The sequence below is a fragment of the Janthinobacterium sp. SUN026 genome (assembly GCF_030397625.1).
Taxonomy (GTDB): Bacteria; Pseudomonadota; Gammaproteobacteria; order Burkholderiales; family Burkholderiaceae_D; genus Janthinobacterium; species Janthinobacterium kumbetense.
In genome coordinates, this window is the sequence record NZ_JAPQNU010000008.1 from 174,801 (window position 1) to 191,272 (window position 16,472).

A 16,472-nucleotide genomic window follows, 5' to 3' on the forward strand; every position below is an offset into this window, starting at 1 on the left:
TCGCCAGCGGCTTGCTGGTGTTCATGGCAATTTGCTAAAATTGAAAACTTATTTAATAGCAATTGCTGGAGTAACGATGCCGATGCATGAAGCAAGCTTCCCATTACGCTGCGCGGCAGCGGTGCTGGCCATCCTGCCCGCGCTTGGCCAGGCGATGCCGGGCGCGACCTGTCCGCCCCAAGTGTACCCGCGCGAGGCGCGCCTGTATGAACTGGAAGGTAAGACGAGCATGCGCTTTTCCGTGGGGCAGGATGGCAAGGTGGCAACGGCATCCGTGGCACGCAGTTCGGGGTGGAAAGTTTTGGACGATGCGGCGCTGAGCAATGTGAGGCAGTGCGTATTCCCTGCTGATAGAGCGGCCAAGGAAAATTTTAGTGTTCAATATGTATGGGACCTGGACGATACCGAGCTCTTGCGTCCCTTGCTGGTACCGGGCAGCTGCCAGCCTTCCCAGCGCGTCCAGGGCTATAACAACCTCGACAAATCGGCCAGCAATGACAGCGGCATAGTGCTGCGCATGTTTATCGGCAGCGAAGGAGCCCCTGCACGCATCGTGGCCGAAGCGCCAGGCCTGCCAGCGGAACTGGTCGAGGCGGCGGTTACCTATGTGCAGGGTTGCCGTTTTGCTATCGACCCTGAAGTTGGCGGCACGCGTAGCTGGAGCACGTATGGCAAGGTGCTGCTGCGCCGCCAGCCCCTGTAGTAAGCTTGCACTGTCCACATCGTTTTCCCGCCGAAGTCATGACTGAACCATCCGCCGCCGCTGTTGCCACTGTATCGTCCCCCTCCGACAAATCGATCCGCCGCCGCTCGCTGTTCGCTGCCTGCAGCGCGCATGCCGTGCATGACGGCTTGACGGATGTCATCTATGTGCTCCTGCCCATCTGGCAGGCGCAGTTCGGCATCAGTTACGCCATGGTGGGCCTGTTGCGCGGCTCCTACTCGGGCATGATGGCCGGCTTCCAGTTGCTGGCCAGCCGCATGGCGAAGCGCTGGGGGCGCGAACGCATGCTGGTGGGCGGCACGGCGCTGGCCGGCGTCGCCTACCTGATCGCGGGGCAGGCGGGCGGCCTGGCCGTCTTGCTGATCGCCTTGCTGCTGGGCGGCCTGGGCGCCAGCACGCAGCATCCGCTGGCCTCGTCCATCGTCACCGACACGCACGAGGCGGGTGGCGGCGTGAAGGAGGCGCTGTCGCACTACAACTTTGCCGGCGATATCGGCAAGACCCTGATTCCCGCGCTGGTGGGCTTGCTGTTATTGGTGTGCAGCTGGCAAGCCAGCGTCTCCTTGCTGGGCTTGCTGGGCCTGGCGGCGGCCGGCTTGCTGTGGTGGCTGCTGCCGAAACCGGGCGAGCTGCAGGCGGGCGCGAAGAAGGCGGGCAAGACCATCGCCGGCAGCGGCTCGAAGGCGAGCTTTCGCGCCTTGCTGGCCACGGGCACCCTGGACAGCGCCGTGCGCATGGGTTTTCTCACCTTTTTGCCATTCTTGCTGAAAAGCAAGGGCGCGGGCACGGCCGGCATCGGCGTGGCGCTGTCGCTGCTGTTCGTGGGCGGCGCCTTCGGCAAGTTGCTGTGCGGCTACCTGGGCGCGCGCATCGGCATGATGAAGACCGTGTGGCTGACGGAATCGATGACCTCGCTGCTGATCGTGCTGGCCCTGTGGCTGCCGCTTGCCGGCGTCATGGCCATGCTGCCCTTGCTGGGACTGGCGCTCAATGGCACTTCATCCGTGCTGTATGGCGTGGTGCCGGAACTGGCCGAACCTGGCAAGCGCGAACATGCGTTCGCCCTGTTCTACACGGGCAGCATCGGCGGCGGAGCGCTGTCCCCCGTGCTGTTCGGCGCGCTGGGCGACCATACGAGCGTGCACACGGCCCTGCTGGCGCTGGCGGCCGTATTGCTGCTGACCTTGCCGCTGGCGTGGAAGGTGCAGCGGGGCCTGGCGCACGGCGGCACCGCATGAGGGGACGCTTCGCATGAGCCTGCCATTGCCGCGCGATAAACACGATACGCGCAACGCGCAAGCCCTGATCGCCTTGAGCTGGGAGGAAGTCCGTCCAGCCATGCCGCAGATCCTGGAATGGGTGCAGGATGTGAACTGGCCCGTGGCCGGCGTGCTCCTGCCGTATCTGGCCGGCATCGGGCCGCGCCTTGCCCCCTATATAAAAACGGTGCTGGCCGGTAATGACGAACAATGGAAGTATTTTGTATTGCAGGGCATCGTGCGCCATTCACGGGAGCTGGCATTCGAATTGGACGGGGAATTGCAACGCTTCGCCCATGCACCGACAATGGAAGAGCGGGAAGAAGGCGTGGCCGAGGTGGCCCGGGAAATTCTGCAATGCCAGATAATAACTGTGGCCGGCCAGTAATCAGGGGCATTATGGTAAGAAATCAGTATTGAATGTGCGTGCGTGTGGCCATTCCTGTAATAGATAGGAGACAATCCGGGCCGAATATATTTCGACCTCCGGGTTGTAAAACCCTCCCTATCATTTAACAGGAAGATTACATGGGCAATTTTAGTATCCCGCAAACCAATAAAGCACTCGCCGTGTATTTTCATGGCAAGACGGTGCCTAGGCTGTTTGCGGTATTTGCGGCGATCCTGGCGGCAGTGGCAGGTTTTGTCTTGTACCTGAGCACGACCATACCTCAGAAAACACTGACCGATACGCAGGCCATGACCTTGCGTAATGGCGCCAAGCTGGGCACGCACAGCAATTTGACTATTCTGTACGGCACGGCGGCTTTTCTATTGCTGCTCGCCGTGCTGGTACTGGTCATGCGCGCGGTAATGCTCAAGCGACAGAATAGCCGTTTTGAATTGCATGAAGACGGTGTGGTGCATGAATTGAACGGCATTCGCAGCTATGCCGCCTTTGCCGATATCGAGGATCTGTATCTGTTTGCCGGCGGCTCCACCGCCATGACCGGCATGATCAATAACTTTGCCTACCGCACGGGCGCCGACCAGCCCTGGATATGGGCTACCGGAGAACTCAAGCGCTTTGACGAATTCATGGACGAATTTCGCTCCCGTCACTTGGAATACCGCATGCCCGTCTTGAAGCAAAAGCTGGCGGACGGCGAGCGCGTGACTTTCCGCTACATCAGCAGCGGCGAGGTATACAAGAAACGCTTCTTCGGCAATTTCCTGAATGTCAAGACACAGGAACTGGCTTTCTCGGCGCGGGGCTTGCATGTGGACGGCGTCACCTGGCCTGGTGCCAGCCTGAAGTGCATGAATCAGAACGACTGGACCGAGAGATTGACGATCAAGGATGCGGCGGGTACGACAGTCTTTTCATGCATCGGCACGGGTATCCTGAGTTTCGACCTGTTCGCCAATATGATAGACGACGAGATTAATCAAGCGTCGTAATTCCGGCGGAAATAAGCCTCCCGATACGGGGAGGCTTGCGACCGGCTTATCCCGGCCGGCGGCCAAATGCAGATAAAAAATGAAAACACATTTACTGTCGAATGACGAATATCAAAAAACCTTCCATGCGCCTATGTTGAAGGTGACCGAGACCGCCAGGGAAGTCGTCGATCTTTGGGCATATGCCGATCTGGTCATCGGGAGTGACTTTGGCGACGCCGCGGACTGGAATTGGCAGGTCGCGCATATTTATGAGTCGTCAGATGGAAAGTTTCAGCACATCGGCATTCCCGTTCCCCGCGATGATACTTATCTGACTGTGATCGTCGATATACAAGGCAGAAAAATCCTGGGGCATGTTTTTCTTGATTTGCGCGCCAGGCAGTCAAGCCGCAGTGAGGAATAACAGGGAGCGATTGGTGCTCCATGTCGCATTGATAAGTTATTGGCAAGCCGATACGGCATGACTTGCCCGCCAGTCCCCCCATCGTCTACACTCGCCGCATGAAAAATTTTGAAAAGCGGCGCGACCGCTACGACTTGTTCCGGGCATTCGACAATCCCCTCGTCAACATCAACTTCCAGCTCGACGTGCCGGACTTCCGGCCCTGGTGCAAGGAACGGAAAATCCCCGTGTTTCATTTTTTCCTGTTTTGCCTGCTCAATACGGTCAGGGATATCGATCAGTTCATGTACCGCATCTACCAGGGCGAAGTGATCAGGATCGATGATTTTCCCGCTTCCTATACCGTCATCAATGGTGACGAGAACCTGAACTACACGCGTTTCACGATGACGGACCAGCTCGACCTGTTCATCGAACGCAGCCTGGCAGCCAAGCGCTTCGCGGAAGCCAGCTCCGCGCTGATCAATACGGGCGAGGGAGAGACCGAGCGCGAGCAGCGCAACAATATCTTCATCACTTGCCTGCCGTGGCTGGAGCTGGCGGCCATCGAACACCCGATCCACCGCCACCGCGACGCCGATATCCCGACCTTTACCTGGGGCAAGTTTGGCCCCGCGCAAGAGGATGGCCGCATGCGGGTGCCGTTTTCCGCGCAAGCGCACCATGGCTTTGTCGATGGCTACCACGTGCAGAAACTGGCACAGGCATTGTCGCAGCGCATCGCCGCCACCATTGCCTAGGCCAGATAGTCGCTGGGCGCCTGGCCCAGCACGCGGCGGAAGGCGGCCGTGAAGGCGCTGGGGCTGGCATAGCCGAGGTCGAGCGCGACACGGGTGACGGCTTGCCCGTCCGCCAGCCGCGTGATGGCCGCCAGCAGGCACGCTTGCTGGCGCCATTGGGCAAAGGCCAGCCCCGTCTGGGCGCGGAATTGCCGCGTAAAGGTGCGCCGGCTCATGCCGGCCTGCGCCGCCATCGCATCCAGGCTGCTGTCCAGGCTCGGCTGCCGCAGCATGTCCATGCACAGGCGCGCCAGCCGCGGTTTCTGCGGCAGCGGGGCGCTCAGGGGCAGGGGGCTGGCGGCGGCAATTTCGTCGAGCAGCAAGGCCATCAGCCGTCCGGCGCGCGATGCTTCGACGTACAAGGCTTCCACGGTCACGGCCTCGGCCAGCAACTGGCGCAGCAGCGGCGAGGCGTCCAGCACCTGGCAATGGGGTGGCAAGCCCATCCCGGCGATGGCCGGTGCGTCGATAAACACATTGTGCATGGTCACGGCGCCATGCATGCGCATGCCGTGGGAGAGCCGGGCCGGCACCCAGCAAGCCCGCTGCGGCGGCACCAGCCAGTTGCCTTGCGGCGTGTGCACGCTGATGACTCCGCGCGCCGCATAGGCGAATTGCCCGCGCGCATGGCTATGGCTGGGAAAGACGGCATCGGCGGCATGGTCGCGCGCCGTGGCGATCAAGGGGCGGGGCACTTCCGTATAAAAATCATCCATGGCCCATACTCTACAGTATTTGACCTGTCATCGAAGGCAGGCCGCTTGCCGGCCGCTTACCATCACACTCTTTTCAGGAGTGAACATGCACAATACCTTTCATCGCGTGGGCAATGGCCCGCACGCCGTCATCGTCCTGCACGGCTGGTTTGGCGACGCCCACGCTTTTTCCCCGATGGAAGCGGGTCTCGACGGCGGCGCTTTCAGCTATGTCTTCATGGACAATCGCGGCTATGGCGGCATGCGCGGCGCGGCCGGTGAGTATTCGATGGAAGAGGTCGCCCGCGACGCGCTGGCCTTGGCCGATGCGCTCGGTTTTGCCACCTTCAGCGTGGTGGGCCACTCGATGGGCGGCATGGCGCTGGAACGGCTGGCCCTGCTGGCGCCCTTGCGCTTGCGCAAACTGGTGGCCGTGGCGCCCGTGCCCAGCTGCGGCGTGGCATTCGACGGGGCGGCGCGGCAATTGTTTCTCGACGCCAGCGGCAACCAGCAGGCGCGGCGCGCCATCATCGACCGCAGCACGGGCGGGCGCTTGCCTGCCGCCTGGCTGGACTGGAAGGCGCAATATTCGTGGGAGAGTGCGGATCGGGCCGCGTTTGCACGCTACTTCCTCGCGTGGAGCGGGACGGATTTCAGTGAAGAAATCAAGGCGGCGCGCGTGGCACTGCCGTTGCTGGCGCTGGTGGGGGAGCACGACCCCCGTTTTGACGCGGCCCTGATGCGCCGCACGTATCTGGCGTGGTACCCGCAAGCCCGGCTTGAGGTGCTGGGCAATGCGGGACACTATCCGATGAATGAAACGCCGCTGGCCCTGGCGGCCAGCATCGAGGCATTCTTGACTGAAAAAGACTAGTTACGCTGCTTTGCTGCGCAGGCGCAGCAGGCTCAGGCCCAGCAAGACGAAGGCGCCGCCGCAGATGCGGTTGAACAGCTTGGCGCGGCCCGGCGTGGCCAGCTGGGTTTTCAGCAGGCGCGCCAGATTGGCGTAGAACAAGTGGGCCAGCATGGCGCAGGCGACAAACGAGGTCGTCAGCACGGTGAACTGGATGGCCACCGGTTCGCCCGGCGTGATGAATTGTGGAAACAATGCCGAAAAGAACAGGATGGCTTTCGGATTCGTCAGCGCCACCGTCAAGCCCTGGCGAAACAGTTTCCAGAACGTGTTGGGATTCGCCGCGCCGGGTGCCACGGGCGCATCGGCCACGACGCTGGTCTTGCTGCGCCATTGCTTGATGCCCAGGAACACCAAGTACAGGGCGCCAGCCAGTTTCAGCAGCATGAAGGCCGTGGCCGAGGTGGCCAGCACGACGCCCATGCCGGCCATGGCCACGCCGGAAATGATGAACAAGCCGAAACCGTTGCCCATGCTGCTGATCATGGCGCGGCGCGGTCCGACGGCGATGGCATTCGAGATGGCCAGCAGGACGGCCGGGCCGGGAGAAAACGTGACGAGCAGGGCGACGCTGCAGAAAAGCAGCCAGTTCGAGAGATGCATGGGTGTTCCTGGGTGGGGCCGGAGCCGGATTGAGAGTCAAAACACGCTTATTGTACGAAGTTTTCGACTCCCGTGTCGGCTACCCCGGCCCGACAGCGGCGAGTGTCATGCAAACAGGCTGGCGACCACATGGTTGATGGCGGCGCCACCGGCGATCAGCCAGCAGAACAGCAGGCCGGCCAGCAGCAGGGGCTTGATGCCGGCGCGGCGGATGGCCGACATGTGCGTCGTCAAGCCCAGGGCCGCCATGGCCATGGCCAGCAGGGCCGTGTCGATATCGGTGATGGTGGCCACCATGCTTGCTGGCAGCAGACCCAGCGAATTGAAGGCGACCACGCCGATGAAGATGAAGGCGAACCAGGGGATGGCCAGCTTGGCCGCCTTGTCGTGGCCGCCGTTGCCACTCCTGGCCTTGCTGCGCGCCAAGACCGCCGACAGGATGACGAGAAACGGCGCCAGCATCATCACGCGCACCATCTTGGCGATCACGGCCGCATTCGCCGCCTCTTGCCCGATCGACTTGCCAGCCGCCACCACTTGCGCCACCTCATGCACGGTCGAACCGATGTACACGCCGAACGCGGTGGGCGTGGCGCCCAGCACCTGCCAGCCCAGGTTCCACCGGTACAGCAAGGGATACAGGAAGATGGCGATGGTGCCGAACACAACAACGGTGGAGACAGCCACGGTGACATCCTCGCTGCGCCCCTTGACGACGGGCTCGGTTGCCATCACGGCCGCCGCGCCGCAGATGGAGCTGCCCGCGCCGATCAAGATGGCGCTGTTGCGTTCCAGTTTGAACACCTTGGTGCCGAGGAACATGGCCAGGCCAAACGTGGACGCCAGCACCAGCGCGTCGATGGCGATGCCGGCCAGGCCCACCTGGCCGATATCCTGGAAGGTCAGGCGGAAGCCGTAGAGGATGATGCCGAGTCGCAATAATGTCTGCTTGGAAAAGGCCACGCCCGCGCCGCAGGTGGGCGCCAGGCGGCCATACACGCTGTTGCCGAGCACGATGCCGAGCATGATGGCCAGGGTGAGCGCGCTCATGCCGTGGCTTTGCATCCATTCCAGCTTGCCCAGCGCAATGGCGCCATAGGCGATCACGCCGCTGAGCAGCAGGCCGGGCAGCAAACGGCCGTAGCGGTCGCTGAAACTTGTTGTATTGGTGCTTGATAGGGAAGACATGCCGTACTCCATGTTTTTATGCGTATGGCATGACTGTACAGTTCGTCGATTAAATGGTAAAACGGATTGTTTTTGTATGTTTAACCGATAAAATAGGTAGTGAGATGGCGTTGACCTTGCGGCAGTTACAGATTTTCCTGGCCGTGGCGGACACGGGCAGCACCAGCGCGGCGGCCGAACACATTGCGCTGTCGCAATCGGCCACCAGCGCGGCCCTGAATGAACTGGAAGCGCTGCTGGGCGCGCAACTGTTCGACCGGGTGGGCAAGCGTTTGCTGCTCAACGACAATGGCCGCCTGCTGTTGCCGCAGGCGCGGCAGATGCGCGACGGGGCCGCCAGCATCGAGCGCCAGTTCGCGGGCGCCGACCCGTCCGTGCCCGTCAGCCTGCAAATCGGCGCCAGCACCACCATCGGCATTTATCTGTTGCCGCAGATCCTGGCGCAGGCGGCGCAGCAGTACGGCCGCAGCATCCCGCAAGTGACGATTGCCAACACGGCCGACATCGCGGCCGCCGTGGCGGAATTCCGTGTCGATATCGGCCTGATCGAAGGGCCGTGCCACGAAGCGGGCTTGCTGGTGGAGCCGTGGCTGACGGACCAGATGCTGATCGTGGCCGCGCCCACGCATCCGCTGGCGCAACTGCGCCATCTGCTCAGTTTTACGGAGCTGAACCAGGCGGGCTGGCTGCTGCGTGAAGCAGGCTCGGGCACGCATGAAGCCGTGGAACAGGCGTTGGTGCCGTATTTGCACTACCTGCGCGCCGCGGGCGAGTTCAGCAACTCGGAAGCGATCAAGTATGGCGCGGCGGCCGGGCTGGGCATCGCCTGCCTGTCGCGGGTGGTGGTGGCCGATTTGCTGGCCAGCGGGCAATTGGTGGAACTGGAAACCATGCTGCCGCCATTGGAGCGCAACTTTTACCTGATTCGCCAATCCAAAAAGATCCTTTCGCCCCGTTTGACGGGTTTCCTGGAATTGTGCCGCCACGCGTCGCGCATGGCGGGCTAGCGCGCTCAAACAGCTTGACTGTTTTTCATATGAGGGATAAATTCCCATATATGGAAAATTTAGCACTCGCAGAGAACGATACGGAACAGCGGCTGGCGGCCCGGTTAAAACAGTTGCGCGTGGAGCGGGGCTGGTCGCTGGACCAGCTGGCCAGTGCCAGCCAGGTCAGCCGCGCGACTTTATCGCGCCTGGAAAACGGCGAAGTCAGCCCGACGACAAACGTGCTGGGCAAGCTGTGCGCCGCGTATGGCTTGGCCATGTCGCGCCTGCTGCGCATGGTGGAAGACGATTTTCCGCCCCTGCTGCGGCGGGCCCAGCAAAGCGTGTGGACGGACCCGGACACCGGTTTTATCCGCCGCTCCGTCTCGCCCCCGGCGCGGGCGCTGGCCGGCGAAGCGCTCGAATGCGAGCTGGGCGCGGGCGTGACGATCGCCTACGCGGCCTCGCCCCGGCCCGGCATGGAACATCATCTGTTGCTGCAGGAAGGCAAGCTGAACGTGACCGTCGACGGCCGCTCGCACGACTTGCTGGCCGGCGACTGCTTGCGTTATCAGCTGCACGGCGCCAGCGCCTTCATGACGCCGCCGGACAGCGGCGCCCGCTATTTTCTCTTTCTTGTCTGAGGTCGCCATGCCCGCATCGCTGCGCCATTTTTCATCCGCCGACATTCTCGAACGCTTGCCGGAGCTGGGCGCGCTGCTGCAGGCATGCGTACACGACGGCGCCAGCATCGGCTTCATCCTGCCGTTCGACACGGCGGCCAGCCAGGCGTTTTGGACGGATAACGTCTTGCCGGCCGTCACGCGCGGCGTGCGCCTGTTGCTGGTGGCCGAGGTGGAAGGGACGGTGGCGGGCGCCGTGCAGCTGGACTGGGATACCAATCCCAACCAGGCGCACCGGGCCGAAGTGCGCAAGCTGCTGGTCGCACCCGCTTTCCGGCGGCGCGGCCTCGCGCGCCAGCTGATGCAGGCGCTGGAAGAGCAGGCGCGCCTCTTGCCGCGCAGCCTGCTGACCCTGGACACGCGCAGCAGCGACCATGCCGAACCGTTGTATTTGTCGCTCGGCTACGTGGCGGCGGGCAGCATCCCCGGCTATGCGCTGGCGCCGGCCGGTGACCGGCTGGACGCCACCACGGTCATGTACAAGCAGCTATAGCGATTTTGTCGCGGCGCGGCGATGAGCTGGGGAACTCAGGCTTTCAGCCGCGCTCTAACGCTTGCGGTAGTGCGGTTTGCCGGCGCGGTGACGGCGTGCGTGGTCTGTGCGGCTACCAGGCTGATGCCGTGCGCGGCCTGGGCTGACACTTGATCACGGCTCAGCTTGAAGATGCCAACCGTGCCTGACAGTAGAGTGGCGCGCTGCTGCATGCTGGCCGCCGCGGACGATGCCTGCTCCACCAGGGCCGCGTTTTGTTGCATTACCTGTTCCATTTGCACGATGGCGGCATTGACTTGTTCGATGCCGGACAATTGCTCGCCGCTGGCCATGCTGATTTCGCCCATGATGTCCGTTACGCGGTGCACGCTGGCCACGATTTCGCGCATGGTGGCGCCGGCCGTATCGACCAGGCGCGCGCCTGCGTCGACCCGCTCGACGGAGTCGCCGATCAGTTGCTTGATTTCCCTGGCCGCGCCGGCCGAGCGTTGCGCCAGGGTACGGACTTCAGCGGCCACGACGGCAAAGCCGCGCCCTTGCTCTCCGGCGCGCGCCGCTTCCACAGCCGCGTTCAAGGCCAGGATATTCGTCTGGAAGGCGATGGCGTCGATGACGCCGATGATGTCAACGATCTTTTTCGACGAAGCGTTGATCGAGCTCATGGTATCGACCACTTGCGCCACCACCGTGCCCCCTTTGCCTGCCACTGCGGCGGCCGATTGCGCCAGCTGATTGGCTTGCCGCGCGTTATCGGCATTTTGCTTGACGGTGCCCGTCAACTCGTCCATTGAGGCGGCCGTGCGTTCCAGCGAACTGGCTTGCGCCTGCGTGCGCTGCGACAAGTCCAGGTTGCCGGCGGCGATTTCGCCCGAGGCGCCCGCGATGTCGTGCGTGCCGCCGCGTACCTCGCCCACGATCGTGATCAAGCTGGCATTCATGTCTTTCAGGGCTTGCAGCAGTTGCCCCACTTCATCGCGGGAATCGACGCGGATATGTTCGCTCAAGTCGCCGCCAGCCACCTTGCGCGCCACTTTGACGGCATGCCGCAAGGGCCGCACGATGCCGCTGCTGATGAACCAGGCCGTCGCCAGGCTCAACATGCCGCCGACCAGGCCCAGCGCAATGATCAGCACGCTGGTATCGTGCGCGCGGGCCATGGCCGCCTCGGCCGCCGTGCGCATCTGCGCCGATTGCGTGGCGATCTGCTGGTCGAGTTCGCGCAGGGCCGGTTGTTCTTGCGTACTGTTGCGCGTGGCTTGCAATTGCGCGATGCGCGCATAGCGCTGGTTCACGCTGCTGTCGATTTCCCCGCTTACCGCCGACAGCTGCCATGTGCTGATGACCACCACCACGGCCAGTAATAGCGAAGTGAGCAAAAAGCCTGTGGTCAGGCGCACACCGATACGTATATTTGAAATATTCATGTCCCCTCAGCTGTTGTCCCATGGTGGCCGTCTCCCATGCCTGCGGCATGGCGTGGCGCTTGTCCCCTGAAGTTGCTGGGGTGAAATGAGTGTAGCAGCGTGGTACTAAGTAATCTATAAATATTTCCATATTGGAATTAGTCACTGCCTGTTTAGCAACAGCGGCATGGTTTGTTGCCAGATAAAATCACTCGTCGTATTACAGACGCGTCCTACCTCGATACCCGGTATCGTCCGACTGGCGCATGCCGGTGCAGCGCCTACACTGTTCCTTGCACAGACCCGACGGCGGGTCTTTCTTCTTATTCACAGGAGGCTGACATGGCGAATATCCAGGCAGGATCGGACGGTGCGGCAAATGAGGAAATGTCGGCCAAGCGCCTGAACGTGGTCGACTGGATCTCGATGATCCTGCTCATCGTGGGCGGCTTGAACTGGGCGCTGGTGGGCTTGTTCGATATCGATATCGTGGCCCGCATCCTGGGCGCCATGTCGACGGCGTCGCGCGGCGTGTACGTGCTGGTGGGACTGGCGGCGCTGTATTCCATCTATCTGTGCGTGCGCAAGCTGCCGGCCAAGCCTTAGAGTCGTCTGCGCGACTATGAGGCGGCGCACAAGAAGCGCAAGGGCGTGCTGCAAGCGCCGGGAATTGGATCTGGCGTCACGGGCCTGATGCCGCCTTGTGCGCGTGCATGTGCCTGCATGCGTGCAGGCTGGCACTCGGCCAGCTTAGACGCTGACGTTAGCTTATTGCATGCGCTTACTGCGTGCGCAGATAGGCCAGCAAATCGGCCACTTGCTGGGCGCTGCCGATGCCCCAGAAGCGCATGTTGTTGCCAGGAATGAAATCACTCGGTGCTTTCAGGAAGCCGGCCAGGTTTTGCTCGGTCCAGACGATATTCGCGTTTTTCATGGCCGCCGAGTATTTATAGTCGGTGGTGGCACCGGCCTTGCGGCCGATCACGCCCGTCAGCTTGGGGCCGAAGCCGCCGCGCGCCGATGGCCCCACCTGATGGCAAGAGGCGCACTTGCGAAAGGCCGCCTTGCCCGCTTCGGCATTGCCCGTGAGGGCGGCAGGAGCGGCCGCCTGTGCGGCGGCGACTGGCGCCAGCAGCAAGGCTGCGGCGGCGAGAGGGGAAAACAAGCGAAAAAGAAATGGATATGTCATCGGTGAGGCGGAAGTGCACGATATGGCAAGCAATGACGTATTTTACAGGCGGGCATCAAAACCTGTCCGTCAGCGGCGCAGCGATGCCCGGCGGCGCAGGAATGGCTGCGGGAAGCGCGCAGGACTCGATGCCGGATGGCTGAATGCCGCTAGCGCTTGCCACCCTGTGCGCCCAGCGCCGCCATGGCCGACGCGAACACGATGCAGGCGATGGCCAGCCACTGGGTCAGGCTCAGCAGTTCCCCCAGCACGGCCATGGCGGCCAGCGCGCTGACGGCGGGCGCCGCGCTGCTGAACATGCCGAACACGCCTTGTGGCAAGCGGCGCAAGGCAAAGATTTCCAGAGAGTACGGCAGGGCGCTGGACAGCATGGCAATGGCCAGGCCCATCAAGGCAATCGACGGCGCCAGCAAGGCTGTGCCCGAATAGGTGATGCCGATGGGCACCGTCACCATGGCCGCCACCGTCATGCCCCAGGCTACGGCTTGCCCACCTTGCAAGGTCGAGGCCCGCTTGCCGAAGATGATATACAGCGCCCAGCACAACGCCGCCCCCAGCGCATACGCTACACCGACCGGGTCCAGGCTGCCCGGGCTGCCTTGCAGGGGCAGCAGCAGATACAAGCCGAACACGGCACACGCGACGGCCAGCAAATCGCGCGGCCGCCGCGACGACAGCATGGCCACGGCCAGCGGCCCTGTTACCTCGATGGCGACCGCGATACCGATCGGTATCAGCGCAAACGCCCGGTAAATCAGCAAGTTCATCAGCCCCAGCACGGAGCCGTAGACCAGCAAGTTCAGTACATCCTTGCGCGTCAGGCGATAGCGCCAGGGCCGGAAGATGGCCAGCAGTATCAGCGCCGAAAACCCCACCCGGTACGCCGTGATCCCTTCCACGCCAATGACGGGAAACAGATTCTTCGCAATCGCCGCCCCCAGATTGACGGAAATCTGCCCTCCCAGTACGGCCAGGGAAGGGAGCAAGATGCTGTCGGGGAGGGAAGAGGTCGAGGCGGGGGAGGTCATGGGACGGTATTTTAATATGCCTGAGGCTGGCAGTCGCTGGCAGATTGGTAAGCCGAGGAGATTTAACGAGGTAGTTGCTGACATGACTGGTGCATCGCGGCTTCTTTTTCTATATCATGTTGCAACATACGCTACAGTTGTAAAATTGTTTACTAATGATCGGGAGCAGCCGCTCCTAATCGAATAGCCTTTACCATTAGCACATTAAAGACTGATACTAATGTTAATCGGCATTTCGACTAAAAGAATCGGCAATCGGCCAGAAACGGACCTTCAGCTATGGATGTGAAAGGGAAAGATACATGGCAGTGCAACCGAAAACTCCTCAAGAGAAAAAGTGCCTCAGCTACGAGAAAGACCGCCGCAACACGTACGGTGAAAACAGCAAGGCCTCACGCAAAGGCATCCCATTAGCTAAAGCACGAGCGAACCGTTCAGAGCGGCACACGCAAAATCACGTTCTCGCGACAGCAGTTGGTGTTGAGAACAGCGACGCTCTGGCTGCTGTTGAAAATCTTGTTCGGAGTACGGAACCTCGAGACTGGCGTAAGTTCCCGGACACTTCTTTGGGCGAAGTCTTGGACCGGAAAGCTAACAAGTAACAGTCGTCTGCAATGGGGCGGAACCTGCCAATGACGGCAACCGGCCAAGAGCAGTCATCCACTAACTACGTATTTAGGGCGATTAATAATTGATATTGCGACATCCATAGATGGCCCTGTTGATCTGCCAGCTCGCGCAAACCATCCTGTCGAAGGCCACGCGAAGGCTACTAATTAATCCCAGCATGCTGCCATGAATAAAGGAAATTCGACCATGAGTGAAGAGTGGATTCTTCAGACTAAAGAAACCCGCAGGGTATTTTCGAACGCGGCGTGGGTCCCTTTGCGAGCGTCAGTTGAGAGTAAGAAAGACGATGTAAAAGCGGCAGGCCATGTCAGTGAGTATTTCGGCTGTGGCTCCGTTGCATTCCCGCCAGAACATCGCCAACTGGTGGAAAAACGTCTGGGATGGAGAGACCTAGGCATTGGGCACACGGTCCTGCCTTATGCATATGAAGATGGATATTATGCGTCCATCGACCAATATCAATACAATGATAAAGAGCCAATAGGCGTCAATCTCGTTTATGAGCATCCGCAACCAGTTGTCGGTGGAAAAAAATGGATACTGAGCCCTGATTTAGTAATTGCGCTGAATCTGATTAAAGAGGGGAGCAACTGGATCAGACCTGAAGAAAATTTCGTTATAGTAGCGCGCGAGACATTCAGTGGGAATGGCGAATGTAGTCAGATAGAAATAAAAAGAGAATTTTTACTTGACTATCTAGCTGCCAGAAACCTGTCGCTCCGCATTGCATACTACCGACAGAGAGTAGAAAACGTTCCTGTGTTCGAGGACAGCGCATATTCAAATTTGCAGCCTTACAATGAGGAAAGAGATAATGGAAAATTCAGCCTAATTGTTCGCAAGCTTGATGATGTATTTGGTGGAACGTGGGCAATGTTTCGAGCCTGGCGAACCGACGTAGATGAGGACGAAGACGCTCCTGTGTTGGGTCCTGAGAATGACTCGAACACTGACCATGAAAGTTCAAAGGGGCATCGGGGCGGCTATACAGGTGTACGGGTAGAAGGGGAGTTTTGGCGTGAGGAATGGATAGACCACCAATCAAAAAGCCTTCGCGTTCGCGGAGATCCAGATCCGAATCTTCCGCAATTCATCGTGGACACCGATGGAACGCGAATGAAATCAAAAGAGCTTGATAACGAGGATATAGGCCGCTGGCTATGGTTTCGGGCCAGCGTTGTAAATGAGCTTCTGAATAGCCGAGAATTTAAGTTGGAATGGTACACGGCTGAAACTGGAGCTATTAAATCCACGTCAGGACTTAAAACGCATTTCGGGATAAACAGTTCTGACCTTATCACTGTATATGCTTATGATATTGCACGACTTGCCTCATGGGAGCAGCATGTCTGGGCAGGGCATAATGTAGCTCCTGAAGGAAAAGTTTCAAGTGAGCTGCTCGAAGCGCAGGTGAAGGTAAAACCAGCATCCACATATGCTGTTGAAGAAATGTTTTTTGGAAGCATGAGGCTTTTGGAAGACGGCTTCAGGCATAAATATGAAATATCTCTATTCACCCATGACATTGATGACTCCGAGGCAGGGCAGCAAATATCCAGATTTGCTAGCAAAGACAGGGCGTCCCTACTCAGGTTAGCCAAGGACATCATTCGCGTATTCTCGGACAGACTCAATATAGCTGACCTACGCAAACTTTCTACACACAAAGAGAGAGCCAAGCTTGGCTCAAACAAATTACTCCAGAGTATTTTGGCTGAAAAAATTGGAGACGACAGAGCCAGGCGTGTATTTGCTGAAATTGCCGGTGTTTATGATATGCGAGTGGGAGATGCACACCCTACCGGCTCAAAGGTCACAGATGCGATCAAGCTCGCGGGCGTCGATGAAGAAGACTCCCCATTGCGGCAAGGAGAGCAACTCATCCACAACGTTGGGCGATCGATTTGGCACACAGGGAAACTCCTGTTCGGCGAGACTGCTGACCCGGATGAGTATTAATGACTGCTTTGGGGTGCGGATTCAATCGGTCAACGCAACACACTGTTCAAATCGTTGAGCCGGTGTTTGGTAGTGTAGCGTCTTCCTGGGGCGCTCGTTGAGTCGTCTGGCTACCGCGTCGAGTTGCTCTTGC

Annotated in this window: 19 protein-coding genes and 1 pseudogene; 13 read left to right on the plus strand and 7 right to left on the minus strand. The window is 60.2% G+C overall.

Features of this window, described 5'->3' with window-relative positions:
• Window positions 1-76 precede the first annotated feature (76 nt).
• From OX459_RS26340 to OX459_RS26365, 6 genes are all read left to right on the plus strand, one after another.
• Window positions 77-703 (plus strand): energy transducer TonB, encoded by a 627-nt coding sequence (locus OX459_RS26340; protein WP_289907205.1) that lies wholly within the window; start codon window positions 77-79, stop codon window positions 701-703.
• A gap of 38 nt (window positions 704-741) precedes the next feature.
• Complete coding sequence (locus OX459_RS26345) at window positions 742-1,962, plus strand: MFS transporter (protein WP_289907206.1); 1,221 nt, start codon at window positions 742-744, stop codon at window positions 1,960-1,962.
• Between the two features lie 13 nt (window positions 1,963-1,975).
• The gene (locus OX459_RS26350) at window positions 1,976-2,371 is read left to right on the plus strand and encodes a DUF5071 domain-containing protein (RefSeq protein WP_289907207.1); all 396 of its coding nucleotides are present in this window, start codon (window positions 1,976-1,978) and stop codon (window positions 2,369-2,371) included.
• 140 nt (window positions 2,372-2,511) lie between these two features.
• Complete coding sequence (locus tag OX459_RS26355) at window positions 2,512-3,384, plus strand: hypothetical protein (RefSeq protein ID WP_289907208.1); 873 nt, start codon at window positions 2,512-2,514, stop codon at window positions 3,382-3,384.
• Window positions 3,385-3,463: 79 nt separating this feature from the next.
• Window positions 3,464-3,790, plus strand: a complete 327-nt coding sequence (locus OX459_RS26360; RefSeq protein ID WP_289907209.1) for a hypothetical protein — start codon at window positions 3,464-3,466, stop codon at window positions 3,788-3,790.
• 98 nt (window positions 3,791-3,888) lie between these two features.
• Window positions 3,889-4,530 (plus strand): CatA-like O-acetyltransferase, encoded by a 642-nt coding sequence (locus tag OX459_RS26365; protein ID WP_289907210.1) that lies wholly within the window; start codon window positions 3,889-3,891, stop codon window positions 4,528-4,530.
• Here the strand turns inward: OX459_RS26365 and OX459_RS26370 are convergent.
• The gene (locus OX459_RS26370) at window positions 4,527-5,285 is read right to left on the minus strand and encodes a helix-turn-helix transcriptional regulator (RefSeq protein WP_289907211.1); all 759 of its coding nucleotides are present in this window, start codon (window positions 5,283-5,285) and stop codon (window positions 4,527-4,529) included. The two genes, OX459_RS26365 and OX459_RS26370, sit on opposite strands and share 4 nt — an antisense overlap.
• A gap of 85 nt (window positions 5,286-5,370) precedes the next feature.
• Between OX459_RS26370 and OX459_RS26375 the strand changes: the two genes are divergently transcribed.
• Window positions 5,371-6,138, plus strand: a complete 768-nt coding sequence (locus tag OX459_RS26375; RefSeq protein WP_289907212.1) for an alpha/beta hydrolase — start codon at window positions 5,371-5,373, stop codon at window positions 6,136-6,138.
• Here the strand turns inward: OX459_RS26375 and OX459_RS26380 are convergent, their stop codons facing one another.
• Together OX459_RS26380 and OX459_RS26385 are read right to left on the minus strand one after the other, a co-directional pair.
• Window positions 6,139-6,780, minus strand: coding sequence for a LysE family transporter (locus OX459_RS26380; RefSeq protein ID WP_099667826.1), 642 nt, complete (start codon window positions 6,778-6,780; stop codon window positions 6,139-6,141). It lies immediately after the preceding gene.
• Between the two features lie 105 nt (window positions 6,781-6,885).
• Window positions 6,886-7,968, minus strand: a complete 1,083-nt coding sequence (locus OX459_RS26385) for a YeiH family protein (protein WP_289907213.1) — start codon at window positions 7,966-7,968, stop codon at window positions 6,886-6,888.
• 104 nt (window positions 7,969-8,072) lie between these two features.
• Between OX459_RS26385 and OX459_RS26390 the strand changes: the two genes are divergently transcribed.
• The 3 genes from OX459_RS26390 to OX459_RS26400 are packed head-to-tail and all read left to right on the plus strand — an operon-like array spanning window position 8,073 to window position 10,130.
• Window positions 8,073-8,975: a LysR family transcriptional regulator gene (locus tag OX459_RS26390; protein ID WP_289907214.1), complete on the plus strand. Its 903-nt coding sequence runs from the start codon at window positions 8,073-8,075 to the stop codon at window positions 8,973-8,975.
• A 50-nt stretch (window positions 8,976-9,025) separates the two neighbouring features.
• Entirely contained in the window at window positions 9,026-9,598 is a 573-nt protein-coding gene (locus tag OX459_RS26395) for a helix-turn-helix transcriptional regulator (RefSeq protein WP_289907215.1), read from the plus strand.
• Window positions 9,599-9,605: 7 nt separating this feature from the next.
• Window positions 9,606-10,130 (plus strand): GNAT family N-acetyltransferase, encoded by a 525-nt coding sequence (locus OX459_RS26400; RefSeq protein ID WP_289907216.1) that lies wholly within the window; start codon window positions 9,606-9,608, stop codon window positions 10,128-10,130.
• A gap of 35 nt (window positions 10,131-10,165) precedes the next feature.
• On the opposite strand, the gene OX459_RS26405 is transcribed toward OX459_RS26400, so the two are convergent.
• Window positions 10,166-11,554 carry a methyl-accepting chemotaxis protein gene (locus tag OX459_RS26405; RefSeq protein WP_289907217.1) on the minus strand — a complete coding sequence of 463 codons (1,389 nt, stop codon included), beginning with the start codon at window positions 11,552-11,554 and terminating at the stop codon, window positions 10,166-10,168.
• Window positions 11,555-11,875: 321 nt separating this feature from the next.
• On the opposite strand from OX459_RS26405, the gene OX459_RS26410 reads away from it, so the two are divergent.
• Window positions 11,876-12,139, plus strand: coding sequence for a DUF378 domain-containing protein (locus OX459_RS26410; protein ID WP_218965320.1), 264 nt, complete (start codon window positions 11,876-11,878; stop codon window positions 12,137-12,139).
• A gap of 175 nt (window positions 12,140-12,314) precedes the next feature.
• Here the strand turns inward: OX459_RS26410 and OX459_RS26415 are convergent, their stop codons facing one another.
• Both OX459_RS26415 and OX459_RS26420 read right to left on the minus strand, forming a co-directional pair.
• The gene (locus tag OX459_RS26415; protein ID WP_354669683.1) at window positions 12,315-12,665 is read right to left on the minus strand and encodes a cytochrome c family protein; all 351 of its coding nucleotides are present in this window, start codon (window positions 12,663-12,665) and stop codon (window positions 12,315-12,317) included.
• Window positions 12,666-12,871: 206 nt separating this feature from the next.
• The gene (locus OX459_RS26420) at window positions 12,872-13,750 is read right to left on the minus strand and encodes an EamA family transporter (RefSeq protein ID WP_289897765.1); all 879 of its coding nucleotides are present in this window, start codon (window positions 13,748-13,750) and stop codon (window positions 12,872-12,874) included.
• 302 nt (window positions 13,751-14,052) lie between these two features.
• Here OX459_RS26420 and OX459_RS26425 point away from each other — a divergent pair, with 302 nt between their 5' ends.
• On the plus strand, window positions 14,053-14,352 hold the full coding sequence (locus OX459_RS26425) for a hypothetical protein (protein ID WP_289907219.1): 300 nt from the start codon (window positions 14,053-14,055) through the stop codon (window positions 14,350-14,352).
• 193 nt (window positions 14,353-14,545) lie between these two features.
• On the plus strand, window positions 14,546-16,339 hold the full coding sequence (locus OX459_RS26430; protein WP_289907220.1) for a hypothetical protein: 1,794 nt from the start codon (window positions 14,546-14,548) through the stop codon (window positions 16,337-16,339).
• A gap of 21 nt (window positions 16,340-16,360) precedes the next feature.
• On the opposite strand, the pseudogene OX459_RS26435 reads toward OX459_RS26430, so the two are convergent.
• Window positions 16,361-16,472, minus strand: a pseudogene (locus OX459_RS26435) (IS30 family transposase); the annotation flags it as partial.

Excerpts from the sequence above, each read along its gene's own strand:
- OX459_RS26340 (WP_289907205.1), top strand. The coding sequence starts at position 77 with ATGCCGATGCATGAAGCAAGCTTCCCATTACGCTGCGCGGCAGCGGTG.
- OX459_RS26345 (WP_289907206.1), top strand. The coding sequence starts at position 742 with ATGACTGAACCATCCGCCGCCGCTGTTGCCACTGTATCGTCCCCCTCC.
- OX459_RS26350 (WP_289907207.1), top strand. The coding sequence starts at position 1,976 with ATGAGCCTGCCATTGCCGCGCGATAAACACGATACGCGCAACGCGCAA.
- OX459_RS26355 (WP_289907208.1), top strand. The coding sequence starts at position 2,512 with ATGGGCAATTTTAGTATCCCGCAAACCAATAAAGCACTCGCCGTGTAT.
- OX459_RS26360 (WP_289907209.1), top strand. The coding sequence starts at position 3,464 with ATGAAAACACATTTACTGTCGAATGACGAATATCAAAAAACCTTCCAT.
- OX459_RS26365 (WP_289907210.1), top strand. The coding sequence starts at position 3,889 with ATGAAAAATTTTGAAAAGCGGCGCGACCGCTACGACTTGTTCCGGGCA.
- OX459_RS26370 (WP_289907211.1), bottom strand. The coding sequence starts at position 5,285 with ATGGATGATTTTTATACGGAAGTGCCCCGCCCCTTGATCGCCACGGCG.
- OX459_RS26375 (WP_289907212.1), top strand. The coding sequence starts at position 5,371 with ATGCACAATACCTTTCATCGCGTGGGCAATGGCCCGCACGCCGTCATC.
- OX459_RS26380 (WP_099667826.1), bottom strand. The coding sequence starts at position 6,780 with ATGCATCTCTCGAACTGGCTGCTTTTCTGCAGCGTCGCCCTGCTCGTC.
- OX459_RS26385 (WP_289907213.1), bottom strand. The coding sequence starts at position 7,968 with ATGTCTTCCCTATCAAGCACCAATACAACAAGTTTCAGCGACCGCTAC.
- OX459_RS26390 (WP_289907214.1), top strand. The coding sequence starts at position 8,073 with ATGGCGTTGACCTTGCGGCAGTTACAGATTTTCCTGGCCGTGGCGGAC.
- OX459_RS26395 (WP_289907215.1), top strand. The coding sequence starts at position 9,026 with ATGGAAAATTTAGCACTCGCAGAGAACGATACGGAACAGCGGCTGGCG.
- OX459_RS26400 (WP_289907216.1), top strand. The coding sequence starts at position 9,606 with ATGCCCGCATCGCTGCGCCATTTTTCATCCGCCGACATTCTCGAACGC.
- OX459_RS26405 (WP_289907217.1), bottom strand. The coding sequence starts at position 11,554 with ATGAATATTTCAAATATACGTATCGGTGTGCGCCTGACCACAGGCTTT.
- OX459_RS26410 (WP_218965320.1), top strand. The coding sequence starts at position 11,876 with ATGGCGAATATCCAGGCAGGATCGGACGGTGCGGCAAATGAGGAAATG.
- OX459_RS26420 (WP_289897765.1), bottom strand. The coding sequence starts at position 13,750 with ATGACCTCCCCCGCCTCGACCTCTTCCCTCCCCGACAGCATCTTGCTC.
- OX459_RS26425 (WP_289907219.1), top strand. The coding sequence starts at position 14,053 with ATGGCAGTGCAACCGAAAACTCCTCAAGAGAAAAAGTGCCTCAGCTAC.
- OX459_RS26430 (WP_289907220.1), top strand. The coding sequence starts at position 14,546 with ATGAATAAAGGAAATTCGACCATGAGTGAAGAGTGGATTCTTCAGACT.